General features: G+C 63.3%; 13 protein-coding genes. 10 read left to right on the top strand and 3 right to left on the bottom strand.

From position 1 onward, the window contains the following. Window positions 1–38 precede the first annotated feature (38 nt). Genes ACOVRJ_RS06350 through nagZ form a run of 4 tightly spaced genes read left to right on the top strand, consistent with a single transcriptional unit; the run spans window position 39 to window position 2,849 of the window. Window positions 39–830 (top strand): pyridoxine 5'-phosphate synthase, encoded by a 792-nt coding sequence (locus tag ACOVRJ_RS06350; protein ID WP_422043044.1) that lies wholly within the window; start codon window positions 39–41, stop codon window positions 828–830. Window positions 831–838: 8 nt separating this feature from the next. Further along, the gene (locus tag ACOVRJ_RS06345; protein WP_422043043.1) at window positions 839–1,375 is read left to right on the top strand and encodes a GNAT family N-acetyltransferase; all 537 of its coding nucleotides are present in this window, start codon (window positions 839–841) and stop codon (window positions 1,373–1,375) included. Then, window positions 1,372–1,767: a holo-ACP synthase gene (gene acpS / locus ACOVRJ_RS06340; RefSeq protein WP_422043042.1), complete on the top strand. Its 396-nt coding sequence runs from the start codon at window positions 1,372–1,374 to the stop codon at window positions 1,765–1,767. The genes ACOVRJ_RS06345 and acpS overlap by 4 nt, the downstream gene beginning before the upstream one ends. A 14-nt stretch (window positions 1,768–1,781) precedes the next feature. Then, complete coding sequence (nagZ, locus tag ACOVRJ_RS06335; protein WP_422043041.1) at window positions 1,782–2,849, top strand: beta-N-acetylhexosaminidase; 1,068 nt, start codon at window positions 1,782–1,784, stop codon at window positions 2,847–2,849. Window positions 2,850–3,088: 239 nt separating this feature from the next. Here the strand turns inward: nagZ and ACOVRJ_RS06330 are convergent, their stop codons facing one another. Then, window positions 3,089–6,100, bottom strand: a complete 3,012-nt coding sequence (locus ACOVRJ_RS06330; RefSeq protein WP_422043040.1) for an Rne/Rng family ribonuclease — start codon at window positions 6,098–6,100, stop codon at window positions 3,089–3,091. A 928-nt stretch (window positions 6,101–7,028) separates the two neighbouring features. Here ACOVRJ_RS06330 and ACOVRJ_RS06325 point away from each other — a divergent pair. From ACOVRJ_RS06325 to argJ, 5 genes are all read left to right on the top strand, one after another. Beyond that, window positions 7,029–8,003, top strand: a complete 975-nt coding sequence (locus ACOVRJ_RS06325) for an RluA family pseudouridine synthase (RefSeq protein ID WP_422043067.1) — start codon at window positions 7,029–7,031, stop codon at window positions 8,001–8,003. Further along, window positions 8,000–8,659, top strand: a complete 660-nt coding sequence (locus ACOVRJ_RS06320; protein WP_422043039.1) for an HAD-IA family hydrolase — start codon at window positions 8,000–8,002, stop codon at window positions 8,657–8,659. The genes ACOVRJ_RS06325 and ACOVRJ_RS06320 overlap by 4 nt, the downstream gene beginning before the upstream one ends. Before the next feature lie 4 nt (window positions 8,660–8,663). Then, window positions 8,664–9,050, top strand: coding sequence for a Rieske (2Fe-2S) protein (locus ACOVRJ_RS06315; protein ID WP_422043038.1), 387 nt, complete (start codon window positions 8,664–8,666; stop codon window positions 9,048–9,050). Window positions 9,051–9,078: 28 nt separating this feature from the next. After that, the gene (locus tag ACOVRJ_RS06310) at window positions 9,079–10,098 is read left to right on the top strand and encodes a S49 family peptidase (protein ID WP_422043037.1); all 1,020 of its coding nucleotides are present in this window, start codon (window positions 9,079–9,081) and stop codon (window positions 10,096–10,098) included. Between the two features lie 93 nt (window positions 10,099–10,191). Beyond that, window positions 10,192–11,433, top strand: a complete 1,242-nt coding sequence (gene argJ / locus ACOVRJ_RS06305) for a bifunctional glutamate N-acetyltransferase/amino-acid acetyltransferase ArgJ (protein WP_422043036.1) — start codon at window positions 10,192–10,194, stop codon at window positions 11,431–11,433. A 9-nt stretch (window positions 11,434–11,442) separates the two neighbouring features. Here the strand turns inward: argJ and ACOVRJ_RS06300 are convergent, their stop codons facing one another. Further along, window positions 11,443–13,236: a hypothetical protein gene (locus ACOVRJ_RS06300; protein WP_422043035.1), complete on the bottom strand. Its 1,794-nt coding sequence runs from the start codon at window positions 13,234–13,236 to the stop codon at window positions 11,443–11,445. A 296-nt stretch (window positions 13,237–13,532) separates the two neighbouring features. On the opposite strand from ACOVRJ_RS06300, the gene ACOVRJ_RS06295 reads away from it, so the two are divergent. Further along, window positions 13,533–14,195, top strand: a complete 663-nt coding sequence (locus ACOVRJ_RS06295; protein ID WP_422043034.1) for a hypothetical protein — start codon at window positions 13,533–13,535, stop codon at window positions 14,193–14,195. A gap of 46 nt (window positions 14,196–14,241) precedes the next feature. Here the strand turns inward: ACOVRJ_RS06295 and ACOVRJ_RS06290 are convergent, their stop codons facing one another. After that, window positions 14,242–15,306, bottom strand: coding sequence for a formylglycine-generating enzyme family protein (locus ACOVRJ_RS06290; RefSeq protein ID WP_422043033.1), 1,065 nt, complete (start codon window positions 15,304–15,306; stop codon window positions 14,242–14,244). Window positions 15,307–15,842: the final 536 nt, after the last annotated feature.

Raw genomic sequence — 15,842 nt, 5'->3', positions numbered from 1 at the left:
GATCGGACGCGGACACGACTATCGACTGAGAGTTCTTGATGAATCCCTTGCTTGCTCCGGAATCTTCTTCATCGCACGGCGCGCTGCGCTGCGCCTTGTCTGTCAACGTCAACAAAGTGGCCTTGCTGCGCAATACCCGCCACCTGGGCATTCCCAGCGTGCTGCGCGCGGCCGAGGCCTGCTTGTTGGCGGGCGCGCAAGGCATCACGGTGCACCCGCGCCCTGATGCGCGCCACATCCGGACCCAGGATGTGCATGATTTGGCCGCTTTGATGCAAGCCTGGCCGCATGCCGAATACAACATCGAGGGCAACCCGACCCAGAACCTGATGGACTTTGTGCGCAGCGTGCGGCCGCATCAGGTGACCTTTGTGCCGGATTCTGAGGACCAGTTCACCTCGGATCATGGCTGGCAGTTCCCTGCGGACCTGGAGCGTTTGCGCCCCTTGGTGGCCGAAGCCAAGGCTTGTGGTGTGCGCGTCAGCTTGTTCATGGACCCGGTGCCGGAGGCGATGGCTTTCGTGGCCGAATTGGGTGCCGATCGGGTCGAGCTTTATACCGAGACCTACGCTAGTGCTTATGGCACCGAGCGCGAAGCTGAGGTGCTGGCCGGCTTCACCCGAACCGCCCAGGCCGCCTTGGCCGTGGGCTTGGGGGTGAATGCGGGCCATGACCTGAATCGCGACAACCTGACCCGCTTTCTGCAAGCCGTGCCCGGCGTGCAAGAGGTGTCGATTGGCCATGCCTTGGTGGCCGATGCGCTTGAGTTGGGTTACACCGAAACCGTGCGGGACTATCAGCGCTGCATTCAGCGCGCCTATGCCCCCTGAATCCAACGATGAGCAAGACGTCTTCCAGTTTCCTTGATTTGCGCCCCGCCCAGCCAGAGGACGCGCTGCGCATTGCCGCCTTGGCCCGCTGGGTCTGGTTGGACCGCTACGCTGCCGAGGGCGGCGTGAACAGCACGGTGGCTGAGTTTTTGAAGCGTGACTTTGATGAGCAAGCGCTGCGGCAGTCCATCGATTTGAGCCGTCACTGGCTGATCGAGCGGGGCGACACTCTGTTGGCTTGGGCCCACCTTGACGACAGCTCGGTGTGTCCGGTGCAGCTTTCAGGCCCTGCCGTGGAGCTCAAGCGTTTGTATGTCTCGCCGCACAGCCAGGGTCAAGGTTTGGGCCTCAAGCTTTTGCACCAGGCGCGACAGGAATGGCCCGACCGCGCGCTGTGGCTGAGCGCCTGGGTCGGCAATGAAGGCGCTTTGCGCTTCTACCGCCGCGAAGGCGCCCTGTCTTGGGGCGAGGCATGGTTCGAATTGGGTGGACAACAACACCGCAATGAACTGCTGGGCTGGCCCGCTTTGGAGCCCGAGGCATGATTTACGGCATTGGTACCGACGTCTGCGACATCCGCCGCATTCGCGACACCCTGGAGCGTCGCGGCGAACGCTTCGCGGAGAAGGTCTTGGGCCCTCACGAGATGCAGGTCTTTCGCGAGCGGCGGGCTCGCGTCGCCGCGCGTGGCGTGAGCTATCTGGCCACCCGTTTCTCGGCCAAAGAAGCGTTTTCCAAGGCGATTGGCATGGGCATGCGCATGCCCATGACCTGGCGTGACTGCGAGATCGTCAATGCGCCGAGCGGCAAACCGGAGCTCCGCCTGCATAACGGTCTCGCCGCATGGTTTGAGGCCAAGGGCTTGAAGGCGCATGTCAGCGTCAGTGATGAAACCGATTACGCCACCAGTTTTGTGGTGGTTGAAACCAAAGAATGAAGGACAACTTTGCCATGTCATCCCACGTTCATTCGCCCTTGATCATTGATGTGGCGGGCTTAAGCCTCAGCAAGATCGAACGCCGACGCTTGGCTCATCCTTTGGTGGGTGGCCTGATTTTGTTTGCGCGTAATTTTGAAAGCCGAGCTCAGCTGACGCAGCTCACCTCCGAAATCAAATCGATCCGGCCCGACCTGCTGATCGCGGTGGACCATGAGGGCGGGCGCGTGCAGCGTTTTCGCAGCGATGGTTTCACCCATTTGCCACCCATGCGAAGTCTGGGTGCCTTGTGGATGGAAGACGCCATGGCGGCAACCCAGGCCGCCACGGCGGTGGGTTATGTCTTGGGGTCAGAGTTGCGCGCCTGCGGCGTCGACTTGAGTTTTGCGCCGGTGCTGGACTTGGACTACGGTGAAAGCTCGGTGATCGGCGAGCGCAGCTTTCATCGTGACCCCCGCGTTGTGGCGCTCTTGGCCAAGAGTGTGGCTCATGGCTTGTTGATCGCCGGCATGGGGAGTTGCGGCAAGCACTTCCCGGGGCATGGCTTTGTGAAGGCGGACTCGCATGTGGATGTGCCGGTCGATCGGCGTAGCCTCAAGGCGATCTTGGCCGAAGATGCCAAACCGTTTGAATGGCTCAATCTGAGCTTGTCGGCGGTGATGCCGGCCCATGTGGTTTATCCCAAGGTCGATGCCCGCCCAGCCGGCTTCAGCGCCCGTTGGTTGCAGGAGATTCTGCGTGAGCGCTTGGGCTTTGGCGGCTTGATCTTCAGCGACGACCTGGGCATGCGAGGCGCGCGGGTCTTGGAAGGTCGGGAGATCGGCTTCACCGAGGCCGCGATTGCCGCTTTGCATGCGGGCTGTGACTTGGCTTTGTTGTGCAATCAGTCCGTCGAGGCTGATGGTCAGCAGATTGACGAGGTCTTGCAGCAACTCAGTGAAGCCGCACTGACGGGGCGATGGCTACCCAGTGCCGAGAGTGAAGGGCGGCGTCAACTGATTTTGCCGGAGCGCGCACCGCTGACCTGGGATGAGCTGATGCACGATCCTGCCTACCATCAAGCCCTGCAAAGCCTGCCTTGAGTGAAGGCCAAGAGGCTGCTAGCGCTGCTTCTTGGCCTCCGGCTGCTCAGGGTCCCTCCACGCCGGCGACCGGAGCCGTTGTTTGAACTGAGTCATGAAGACGAAAAAAAGCCGCCCGACTGCAATGCAGCGAGGCGGCTTTTGTTTGGCCCTTGATGCCCGATGGAGCCGGGGCTCCATCGATTCAAGTAGCAGACACGTGCGGTTTGATCGCCACCCGTGTCAGACAAGGGTGTGACTTACTGTTCGAAAGGCAGCTTGATCTGGGCCAAATCCTTGCGGGTTTCGACCAAGACCAGCGGGCCTTCATCGGCCAGCACCGTGGCCAAGCGTTCACGCGGCACATGCACCGGCTTGGGCTCGGCAGCAATCGCTTCCTGGGCGGCGCGGATCTTCTCGGCATCCGAGTTGACCCATTGCAGACCCGTCGAGGCGGCAACGGCTTGCAGAGCGTCGAGGTCCAGCACAAAGGCTGGGGCGGCTGGGGCCACCGGAGCCTGAGCAGCGGCGACCGGGGCTGGGCTGGGCGCTGCGGCGACGGCAGGTGCAGCTTCGACCGGAGCAGCAGGTTCAGCGTTCACGGCTGCAGCGGCAGGCGCGGCTTCAACAGCAGCGTTGCCAGTAGCATCCGCTTGTGGCGTCACCTCAGCGGCTGCGGCTTCGCCGTTCAGCTCAGGGGCTTGGTCATCGCGGCGCTCGCGGCGCACGCGGTCGCGGCCCCGGTTGCGGCCACGGCGAGCTTCGCCGCCTTGGCCATCGGCCTCGCCCTCGGCGCGGTTTGAGCCGGCGTCTTCAGCCTGAGCCGAGCCGGCTTCAGCTGCGTTGGCCTCTTGGCCTTCGATCGACGCCTGGGCCTCGTTAGCTGCGCCACCGTCTTCGCGGTCACGACCGCCACGGCGACGACGACGGCCACGGCCTTGGCGCTCTTCGTTGGAGGCTTCAGCGTTGGCATCGGCTTGCGTGTCGGCAAAGCCTGTCGGCGCATCGGCGATCAGCTGGGCTTGCACCGGCAGCGCGGCGGCTCCGCTGTTCAGGCCAAGCTCTTCGCTATTGCGCTGCTCGTTGCGGCCTTCATTGCGCTCGCTACGTTCACCGCGCTCAGGACGGTCGCCACGCGGGCGGCGGCCACCTTCGTTGCGCTCGGTGCGAGGCTGCTCGGCACCGGCTTCTGGGCGCTCGCTGCGCTCTGGGCGACGATTGCCGTTGCGGTCGCTGCGCTCAGTGCGTTCTGTACGCTCACCGCGTTGGCCTTCAGGGCGGCTGTCGCCGCGGGCTTCTTGCGGACGCTCGCTGCGAGCGCCATCACGCTTGGCATTGCGATCGCCGCGTTCTGCGCGTTCACCGCGCTCTGCACCGCGCTCACCACCACGTTCGCCATTGCGGCCACGGCCGCGACCATCGCGACCGCCTTCGCGCCCACCGTCACGACCACCTTCGCGCTTGCGATCACCGCCAGTGGCTGACTTGGCCGGTGCGGCCGCAGGCGCTTCGACAGGCGCCGGAGCGGCCACGCCGAACAGACCCTTGATCCAACCGAAGAAGCCACCGCTCGAAGCAGGCGCTGCAGCGGTAGGTGCCGGCGCGGCTGCTTTGGGAGCCTCAGCCTTGGGAGCCGGTGCCACCGGGGTTGGGGGCGGCATCTCGGGCAGCACGCCCTTGATCACGGGCTCTTGCTTGTTCTTGCCCTTGTCGCCGGCCGCGTCATTGCGGCGGGTGATGCCCACCTCATCCTGCGGCTCTTCGATCATGGTGTAGCTGGCTTGCAGGTTTTCCAGACGCGGGTCGTCGTGGCGCAGGCGTTCCAGCTTGTAGTTGGGCGTTTCGAGATGCTTGTTGGGCACCAGCAGCACGGTGACGCGCTGCTTCATTTCGATCTTGGTGATCTCGGTGCGCTTCTCGTTCAGCAAGAAGGAGGTCACTTCCACCGGCACTTGCACATGCACGGCGGCGGTGTTGTCCTTCATCGACTCTTCCTGAACCATGCGCAGGATCTGCAGCGCGCTGGATTCGGTGTCGCGGATGTGGCCGGTGCCGTTGCAGCGTGGGCAGGTGATGTGGTTGCCGTCGCTCAAAGAAGGGCGCAGGCGCTGGCGGCTCATTTCCAGCAGACCGAACTTGCTGATGGAGGCGAACTGCACGCGGGCGCGGTCAGGGCGCAGCGCGTCGCGCAGGCGTTGCTCAACTTCGCGGCGGTTCTTCGACTCTTCCATGTCGATGAAGTCGACCACGATCAGGCCGCCCAGGTCGCGCAAACGCATCTGGCGCGCGATTTCGTCGGCGGCTTCGAGGTTGGTGCGGGTGGCGGTTTCTTCGATGTCGCTGCCGCGCGTCGAACGGGCCGAGTTGACGTCCACCGAAACCAGGGCTTCGGTGTGGTCGATCACGATGGCGCCGCCCGAGGGCAGGTTGACCGTGCGGCTGAAGGCGGTTTCGATCTGGTGCTCGATCTGGAAACGGCTGAACAGCGGCGCGTCGTCGCGGTAGCGCTTCACGCGATGACCTTGCTCGGGCATCACGTGGTTCATGAACTGATGCGCCTGTTCGAACAGGTCATCGGTGTCGATCAGGATTTCACCAACATCGGCGGTGAAGTAATCGCGGATCGCGCGGATCACCAGGCTCGATTCCTGATAAATCAGGTAAGCGCCCTTGCCACCCTTGGCCGCATCGTCGATGGCGGTCCAGAGCTTGAGCATGTAGTTCAAGTCCCACTGCAGCTCGGCGGCGGAGCGGCCGATGCCTGCGGTGCGAGCGATCAAGCTCATGCCCTTGGGGTACTCGAGCTGGTCGAGGTTTTCCTTCAACTCTTCACGGTCTTCGCCCTCGATGCGGCGCGAAACGCCACCGCCGCGGGGGTTGTTGGGCATCAGCACCAGGTAGCGGCCGGCCAGCGAAACAAAGGTGGTCAGGGCAGCGCCCTTGTTGCCACGCTCTTCTTTTTCCACCTGGACCAGCAGTTCCTGGCCTTCCTTGATGGCGTCTTGGATGCGTGCCGAGCGCACGTCCACACCTTCGCGGAAGTATTGGCGGGCGATTTCCTTGAAGGGCAGGAAGCCGTGGCGGTCTTCACCGTAGTCCACAAAGCAGGCTTCCAGCGAAGGCTCAACGCGGGTGACCACGGCCTTGTAGATATTGCCCTTGCGTTGCTCGCGGCCTTCGATTTCGGTTTCGAAATCGAGCAGTTTTTGGCCATCAACGATTGCGAGGCGCCGCTCTTCCGGCTGCGTCGCATTGATCAGCATGCGTTTCATCGTCATTACTCCTCAAACGCGTGAGCGGACGGAGTTCTAGTCCGGCCGGCACACGCGCAGCATCACGTCACCGCTCGAACCCGGATTCGGGCCCTGGCGGCAACACATCGATGCACGGGCAATGTGGAGGAACCGAGGAAGGAATCGCCCTGGACTGACCGTGATCGGAGTGCGATCAAATGGCCAGCGTTGGCGCTTGCGACATGACAGTCGGCGCGGAGGTCCCGTCCCATGAACACGCAGCCCTGAGCTGCGCGGCCCGGCCACGGCAAGGCAGCACGGCCTCGCCGGCATTTGGCCGGGGCAGTGCTGATGAGCGGTGGGGGGTGAGGGGAGTGAAGGAAATCATCCGTGCGGACTGTTGGACGCTGGGCTGAGGCGGTCAGACTCTTGATCGACCGGCCTCACGCCCCAAAAAACCTTGTCTGGTGCCTCGTACAGTCAATTGGGACTGCACGCGGCGTGGCTCGTTCTACATTGCTCTGCCGCGCAGCACCCGAGGCCGCCTTGTCACATGGGGACAAGGCCCGCTTCCGGCAACCGAGCGTTGCATCACCAATTTTGTTCATCATCACTACGCAAGAGACGCGGCAAATCGCCACTCCTCTTGCCCCGCATCGCCTCTTGTACGACTTGTCTTCAGCGCTCGGAGCCTTTGTCTCGGGCTACCCAGGTAAAATCAGACAAATCAAATACTTACGGCGACAACGTGGTGAGCAACATTATAAGGGCTAAAGCCAAAGCGCCGGCCGCCACACAAACCCGCAAATCCGGCCCAGTTCGGGCTACGGCAACGGTCCGAAAGGCCAAAACTGCTCGGCCATTGGGTGAGCGGGTGCCGACTTCAAAGCCTGCTCTCAAACAAGCGACGAGCAAGCCGCAACCGGAGCCGGCGGCCCCCCTCAGCCCGCAGGCGGCCGCACCGGCGGTGCGCCGGCTGGTGATTGATGAGGCCTCGGCGGGTCAGCGGCTGGACAATTTCCTGCTGCGTGAGTTGAAGGGCGTGCCCAAAACCCATGTTTACCGAGTGATCCGGGCCGGCGAGGTGCGCGTCAACAAGGGCCGCGCCCAGGCCGATACCCGGCTGGAAATGGGCGACGAGGTGCGCATTCCGCCGGTGCGTCTGCCCGAACGTGTTGAGGCCAAGGTCGAGTTTGTGCCCCCGCGCGAGTTCCCCGTCATTTTTGAAGATGACTATCTGCTGGCCATCAACAAGCCGGCCGGCGTGGCGGTGCACGGTGGTTCAGGCGTCAGTTTCGGCGTGATCGAACAGTTGCGGCAGGCTCGGCCCACCGCCAAGTTCTTGGAGTTGGTGCATCGGTTGGACAAAGAGACCTCTGGCCTGCTCTTGATTGCCAAGAAGCGCGGCGCCCTGGTGGCTTTGCAAGACCAGTTTCGCGAGCGCGAAACCGGCAAGACCTACGCGGCCTTGGTCAGCGGCGAATGGGCGGCGAACAAGAAAGTCATCGATGTGCCCCTGCTTAAGTTCATCGGCAGCGATGGTGAGCGCTGGGTTCGGGCGGTGACCGACCCGAACGACGCCCACGCGGATCAGGCCAAGCGGTCCATCAGCTTGGTTCGGGTGGCGGAGCGTTTGGGCGAGCACAGCCTGTTGGATGTGACCATCAAGACGGGGCGCACCCATCAGATCCGCGTCCATTTGGCGCATGAGGGCCATGCGATCGTGGGTGACCCCAAGTACGGTGACTTTGAAGCGAATCGCGCCTTGGCGCGCGGCCCGCTGCGCTTTGACCGGATGTTCTTGCATGCCAAGCGTTTGCGCTTTGTGCACCCCAGCGAGGGCGGCAAAGAAATGGAATTGCTGGCGCCTTTGCCGGCCGAATGCCAGCAATTGATCCAGGCTTTGCAGAATCAAGGCAAAGCTCAGGGCCGCCCGTCATGAGGCCGCAGCAGTTCGACTTGATCGTCTTTGATTGGGATGGCACCCTGTTTGACTCCACCGCCTTGATCACCCGCAGCATTCAGGCCGCGGCGCTTGATCTGGGACTCCCAGAGCCCAGCCAGGAGCGTGCCAGTTATGTGATCGGCATGGGTCTGAACGAGGCCTTGGCCTATGTCGTGCCCGATTTGTCGCCGGCCCGCTACCCAGAACTGGGCCAGCGCTATCGCCATCACTATGTGGCGGCTCAGCATCAGATCACCTTGTTTGATGGTGTGTTGGACATGCTGGGGGCGCTCAAGGCGCGGCATCATTGGCTGGCGGTGGCCACCGGCAAGAGTCGACGCGGTTTAAATGAGGTCTTGCAGATCGAGGCCTTGCGCTCGGTGTTTGATGGCACCCGCACCGCCGATGAAACCGCCGGCAAGCCCAATCCACAGATGCTGTTTGAATTGATGCGCGAGTTTGGCGTCGAGCCGGAGCGAACCCTGATGATTGGTGATACCACCCACGACTTGCAACTGGCCCGCAATGCCGGCACGGCCAGCTTGGGCGTGGCATACGGCGCTCACGATCATGAGAGCTTTGCAGAGTTTGACCCGCTGCACATTGCCCACTCGGTGCCCGACTTGCACGACTGGTTGTTGAAGAATGCCTGAATCCATGACAAACCCCGACTCTCCAAGCCCGATTGACTTGTGCAACTCTGAGGCTTTGATCGAACGCGGCCGCGCCCACACCTTTGACGTGTTGCAATTCCGCGAGCCCGCGCGGGCCTTTGCGCTGCGCTTTGAGGGGCAGGTGGTGGCTTATCTGAACCGTTGTGCCCATGTGCCGACCGAAATGGATTGGCAAGAAGGCGAGTTTCTCGATGGTGACAAGCGGTACATCATGTGCTCCATCCATGGTGCCGTCTATGACCCCTTGACGGGGCGCTGCGTCACCGGCATGTGCGGCCGCATGGGGCTGACCAAGTTGGAGGTTCAGGAGCGCGAGGGACGGGTCTATTGGTATCCTTCGCGCGACACCCGGCCCGCTTTTGAAGACTGATCTACCGTAAAAAACCAAGTCAAGAACAATGAATCCTAACGACGAACTGCCTCGGCCGATGGCTGACCCCTATTTGGGTGGCGATGCGGCGCCCGCCGCCAAGACCGAGGCTGCTGCCGTGGCCGTGGCCGCGTATGAGCCCTTGCTGGCTCAGTTCGCCCGCGAATACCTGCTGGATAAGCGCAGTGAGCGGCGCTGGCGCTTGTTTTTCCGGCTGATCTGGTTGGCCGTGCTGGGCTTGATTGCCTGGTCCTTTTACTCGCAGCGCCATCACATGCAGTCGACCAGCGCGCCACACACCGCCTTGGTGGAAGTGCGCGGCGAGATTGCGGCCGGAACCGAAGCCAGCGCGGAGTTGTTGCTGTCGGCCCTCAAGAGCGCGTTTGAAGATGTCGGTTCGCAGGCCGTGGTTTTGCGCATCAATTCGCCCGGCGGCAGCCCGGTGCAGGCCGGCATTGTTTATGACGAGATCAAGCGTCTGAAGGCCAAGCATGGCAAGAAGGTCTACGCCGTGGTGGAGGAGATGTGTGCCTCGGGGGCTTACTACATCGCCGCCGCCGCGGATGAAATCTATGTTGACAAGGCCTCGGTGGTCGGTTCCATCGGTGTTTTGATGGACGGCTTCGGCTTCACCGGCTTGATGAACAAGTTGGGCGTTGAGCGCCGTTTGATGACCGCGGGCGACAACAAAGGCATGTTGGATCCCTTCAGCCCGGTGTCACCGAGGCAGCAGGCCTTTGCGCAAGCCATGTTGGATCAAATCCATCAACAGTTTATCGAGGTGGTGCGTGAAGGGCGTGGCAAGCGCCTGAAGGAAACGCCGGAGACTTTTTCTGGCTTGTTTTGGAACGGCGAGCAAGCGGTGAAGATGGGCCTGGCCGATCACCTGGGCAATCTCGACTATGTGGCGCGCGAGGTCGTGAAGGCTGAGGAAGTGGTGGACTACACGCCGCGCGAGAACGTGGCCGAGCGCCTGGCCAAACGCTTTGGCGCGTCTGTGGGTGAGGGAGCGGTCAAGACCTTGCGAGGCTTGGCGCCTATCCATTGATCTTGCTCAGCCTTGGCGACCTTGGGTCCATCCGTCAAGGTCGCGAGCCGCTCCTACAATTTCAAAACTTCTTGAACCAGTTCTAGCCCCATCATGCCCGTCAATCTCCACGCTCCCGATCCTGCCGCTTTACATCCCGTTCCCGGTGTCCGACTGGGCATCACGATGGCGGGCATCCGCAAGGCCGATCGACGTGACCTCAGCGTGATTGCCCTGGACGAGGGCGCTTCGGTGGCCGGTGTATTCACCAGCAACCGCTTCTGCGCGGCCCCCGTGCAGATCTGCCGTCAGCATTTGGCCGGTGTGGCGGCCGGTGGTGCCGGTGTTCGTGCCATCTTGGTCAATACCGGCAATGCCAATGCCGGCACCGGCGCCGATGGACTGGCGCGTGCGCAGCAAAGCTGCCAGGCGTTGGCTCAGTTGATGGGCGTGCAGCCCGAGCAGATCCTGCCCTTTTCCACCGGCGTGATCATGGAAACGCTGCCGGTCGATCGCATCATTGCCGGCCTGCCCGCAGCCATTGCCGCCTTGCGCCCAGATGCTTGGGGTGAAGCGGCATTGGGCATCATGACCACCGACACCATTCCCAAAGCCGCGTCGACGCAGGTGCAGATCCAGGGCCAAACGGTCACCCTCACCGGCATCAGCAAGGGCGCCGGGATGATTCGTCCGAATATGGCCACCATGCTGGGCTATGTGGCGACCGACGCGAACATCAACCCTGCGCTGCTGCAAGCCCTGGTGACCGAGGCCGCTGACGCCTCATTCAACCGCATCACCATCGATGGCGATACTTCGACCAACGACTCCTTTGTGTTGATCGCGACTCACAAGGCGGCTCATGCGCGGATTGAGTCGCTGGATTCGGCCGAGGCCAAGATCCTGCGTGCGGCGCTGATCCAGGTATCGCAGCAATTGGCGCAAGCCATCGTGCGCGACGGCGAGGGCGCCACCAAGTTCATCACCGTGGTGGTGGAAGGTGGCCGCGACGAGGCCGAGTGCAAGTTGGCCGCCTATGCGATTGCTCATTCACCGTTGGTCAAGACCGCCTTCTTCGCCAGTGACCCGAACCTGGGCCGCATTCTGGCTGCGGTGGGCTATGCTGGCATTGCCGATCTGGACCAAACCCTGATCGATATGCATCTGGACGAGGTGCTGGTGGTGCAGGCCGGTGGACGTCATCCGGCCTACCGTGAAGAAGACGGGCAGCGGGTGATGAAGCAGTCCGAGATCACGGTACGGGTCAGCCTGAACCGGGGCCAGGCCAGTGCCACGGTCTGGACCTGCGACCTGAGCCACGACTACGTCAGCATCAACGCCGACTATCGCTCGTAAAGAGCGTCTTTAGAAGTCCACCGCCCGGGTGCGCATGCCGCGTGCCACCAGGGTTGCGTTGATCAGTTGCGCCTCTTCCCGGCTGGCGAAAGGCCAGAGGGCGGGGCGATAGCCCTCTGGCGTTTGGAAGACCTGGGCCTGCATCGGGCTGCGCCCGGTTTGGGTGGGCGCCACCAGGGTGCGCATGCGCTCCAAGGTGGCTTCGGCTTCGGCCTTGCTGGCGCTGACGGGGCCGACCAGGGCCACCACCGGTCTGGTGGCCAAGGCGGCGGCTCGGGCGCTCGCGCGAGGATCGAGTCTGTCGCCCGCTCCGCTGCTGCTCGATCCGCTCAGGGATGAAGGTTTGTCTGACCGGCCCGGCTCATCGTCCGGCCTTGATCGCTTGCTGTTAGGCGGTTCACTGGTGAGCGGCACACGCTTGTCTGCAGCCTGCTTGTTGGTGTTGCTTGAGGCCTCTCTTTCGGCGACTCTGCGGTTGGTGCCGGTCTTGTCGTCGTCCGCTTTCTTCTTGTCGGATGGGGTCAGGTCTTCACCGGCCCTGTTGCCCGAGGCCTCAGTCTCCGGGGCGCTTAGCAAGGGGCGTGCGCTGCGTCCGGGGATGGGCTTGACAAACTGGGGCCGAATATCGGGCCTCGGCGGTGCATCCTCTGCCGGGGTTTCAAGCTCAGAGTCTGCGCTCTTTTTGTTGCTGCCTGCCTTGCCATCGGCGCTTGCGGCGGCTTTTCTGGCTGCTTCTGCCGCCGCGGCTTCCGCTTGAATGGCGGCCTTCTGCGCCGCTGCGATGCTGGCGAGATCGGCGGGCGGCGGGGTTGGCAAGGTGGCCTCACTGGCTGCCGGGCTGGCCGAGTCATGCTGGGCCTCTGATGCGGGGTTGGCTGGGCTGGAGGCGGCTGCCGCTGCGGAGTGGCTGGCGGCCTGCGCAGGGCTGGCGAGGCCAGTCGGATCTCCAAGGCTCGACCCTGCTGAGGCTGCCGACGCCGGCGCAGCGACCTCGACTGGCTTTTCGGTGGCTTCACCTTTCTTGATGATCACGCCCGGAACGAGCAAGACGGTGGCAACGCCAATCAGGCTCAGCAACACCACAGCCAACAGGGCCAATCTCGGCCCACTGAGGCAGCGCTGCCCCATGATTTGAGGCTGTTGAGTCCCGCGGCCGACCAGCACACGGCTGCGTGAGCGACCGGCGTCGATGGCCGCGCTCATCAGGTAAAGCTCGAAGGGCCAGGCCCCGCCCTGGCTGGCCTTGGCCGGACTCATCAGGCTGTCGTCGATGGAAACGATGCGCAGGGGCCAAGTGGCGTCGCCCGGTTGACTGGCGTAGCCGTGCTGCTGAGCGAAGCGGGCCACGGCCTTGGGCGAAAGCGAGGCGACAAAACGTTCGCTGAAGGCGGGCCAGATCTGGGGCCCCTGGGTTCCCTTGCCACCCGAGGCTGCCGAACCGCGCCGCCAGAAGGCCAAGCCGGCCAGCAGCGCCTGCCATCTCGACCCCTTGTTGTGCGCGCCAGGCGGGGCCTCTTGATCGGCCAGCGCATCCAGGTGGGCGGCGTTGGTGTTGGCGGCGACCGTGCTTTCGTCATCCCAGGCTGCGGCCAGGCTCTCGGGTGAAATTTCATCGGTCAGGACCGGTTCGATCTGGCCGCGAGCATCGCCTGGTACCCGGCCTGCGCCCACGCCAGCGGCCGGCCCATTGCGCATAAAGGGCAGGGCGACGACGCCGATGGTGTGGACGTCATAGATGGTGATCCGTTTTGCGAGCGGATGGCGGTTGTGCCATGTCACCACTTGCTCGACCAGTCGATCCATGGGCGCGGGGTCTTGGTTTGTATGGGGTTGAAGGGGGTGGAAATCTTGCGCAGCAAAGCAAGCCTGTGGGGCGCGCCATGTCGCTGCCCGTCATGGTGCCTGAAGTCTGCTGCAGAGTCAGCGGGGCGTGCCGCTTTTGAAACCTGGAAAAGAAGGGCGTTTGCGGACCTGGTGGCGGCTCTGGCAAGCCGATGGCTTCAGCGCCAAGGCGCGCCTTGTTGTTTGGTGCTGCAAAGTGGCATGAGGCTTGCGTTGCTTCAATGCCTATGAATCCTGCTGCTGTGCGACTTGACATGATGACCGACACCCCGCCCGCCTTTGCTCCGCCTTCGGCCAAGGTGAGGTCCGCCCTGGATGCTTTCGGCTATGCCAGCTTGACGGTCTCGGAACTCACCGGGCGTTGCACCTGGCACAGTGCGCTCGCCCGCAGTTGGATGGCCAAATACTTTCGCGGCGGTCACTTTGAGCGCGGCTATCTGCCGCCAGAGCTGCTCTTGTGGCTGCACCGTGAGGCACTGCGGCGCCGTGCGGGGGCGAGTCCACGCGATTTGAGCGTTTGGGCGCAAGAGGGGGAGTTGGCGCAAGCCATGCCACCGCTTGGCGCAGCGACTGGCGCTGTGGGGCGCCAGCGTCTTTGCTTCACCTTGCATCCGGTCGATGCCGAGGCTTTGGGCGAAGGTCAATGGTTGATCGTCGTGCGTGAGGCTGATGATGCGGCCTTGATGGATCGCTTGATGAGCAGCTTCGAGTTGAGCCAAAGCGAGGCCGAGCTTCTGTTTGGCCTGCTCAAAGGCGAGCCCGGCACCGAATTGGTGGCCTTGCTGGCATCTGGCCCCGATTTGGTGCGTGGCGGTTTGGAGCAGCTGTGGCAAAAGCTCGGCGTCAACGGTGCGCAGGAGGCTTGCGCACTGGTTCGGCTGCGGCTGTCAGGCACGGTCGAGGCGGCCGAGCGCCCATAGGGGGGCGATCTGGGTTGAACTGAGCTCAGCTGAGCCCGGATGCTCTTCAGCGCCCTGGTTTTTGGACGCTGATCTCCCTGACCAGGCGCACGCCGACCAGGGTGTAGCGCGTGTCCGGTGCATTCCAGTTGCGGTAGGCGGAGCGAGCGTAAAAAGGCCAGGTGTGCCAGGATCCGCCGCGCCGCACCCGCACATCGCCGCTTGCCGGACCCTGGGGGTCGACCGCGACGCCCTGCGCCGATGACGTGGCGTAGTAGTCATCGGCATGCCAGTCTGCGACCCATTCCCAAGCATTGCCGTGCATATCGTACAAACCCCAGGCGTTGGGCGCGAAGGAGCCGACCGGCGCGGTGAAGGCATGTCCATCGCCACGCCCCTTTGGGTCTTTCACCGCGTTGCTGCGCCAGTTCGGCCAGTGGATGGCAGCGTCCGCATCAAACACATTGGCCACCTTGATCAGTGATGCCGGCTCATCGCCGGAGTGAAAGCGGCTGCGTGTTCCGGCCCGGGCGGCATATTCCCATTCGGCCTCGGTCGGCAGTCGGTAGCGCAGGCCCTCGGTTTTGCTCAGCCATTCGGCCAAGGCTATTGCGTCAAACCAGGTGATGTTGACGACCGGGTGTTCGTCGGTCTGTGCGAATCCGGGGTTCAGCCAGGAGTATTGGGGCTTGCGGCCCTCGAAGGCATCGCCGCGTTGGGTGGTGGATGGGTCATAGTCGCGCCGGTAGCCATAGCCGCCCGTGCCGTCGCGGATCGATTCCGGCACATAGCCCGAAGCCTGGACGAAGCGCCGGAATTGACCCACAGAAACCTCATGGGCCCCCATCAAAAACGCCTGGCTGATGCGGACCCGGTGGACCGGCGCTTCATCCTGCAGGTTTTCAAAGCGGCGCCGTTCAAGCATTGGAAAGGCCTGGGCCAGGGCCTCGACGCTTTCTTCACTGCCCATCAGGAACTCACCGGCCGGGATGCGCACGAACTGCATGCCAATGGAGTTGGTCCAAGAGCCTGAGGCGGGAGTGGCTGTGGCAGCGCCTTCGGGAGCGGCGTGGGCTGCGAGGCGGGTCAGGGCCAGAAAAGCGACGAGTACTGGGAGGGCAGAGAGCTTCATGCGGCATCCTAATCAGTTTTCTCGGCGGAGTGGAGATCAGCCCAGCAGCAGGCGTAGGACGCCAAATCAACTGCGACCCTCACCACCAGCTTGCGACTGGCCACGGTGCCGCACGAACCGTGTTGAGCCTGCAGAGTTTGGTGACCACCCGCTACGCGGTCAGTCAGGCAAGAGAGCGGAAGGTCTCGACCCCTGGCGATCTCAATTCCCATGTCCTCGGTGCCGGCTATGTGCCCAGAGCGGTCATTACTTGGCTGCTCTTGCGCGCACTTGGGCTCGCCCCGCCGCCGGGCTCATGGTGCCCGGGCTGGCTCTGGCGAGCCAGCTCCCCTCGGTGCTCACTGCGCGGGTCAGCGGTGGCAAACTCGCTTCGCGAGCAAGCTCGCTGCGCTCAAACAAGTGCCGCCAAGTCAGATATTGAAGCGCGCTGCGCGCGCCTGACCCGCTGCGCTGCGCGCTCGGCCGGGCACAAATCGCCCGTCGACGGGCCGAGCCCAAGCGAAGCGGGTGTTTGGCGCGGTTGCGGGGGTAGAGCG

This window comes from Roseateles sp. (assembly GCF_049240545.1).
Taxonomy (GTDB): Bacteria; Pseudomonadota; Gammaproteobacteria; order Burkholderiales; family Burkholderiaceae_C; genus Paucibacter_A.
This window is presented reverse-complemented; position numbering and strand designations above follow the sequence as displayed.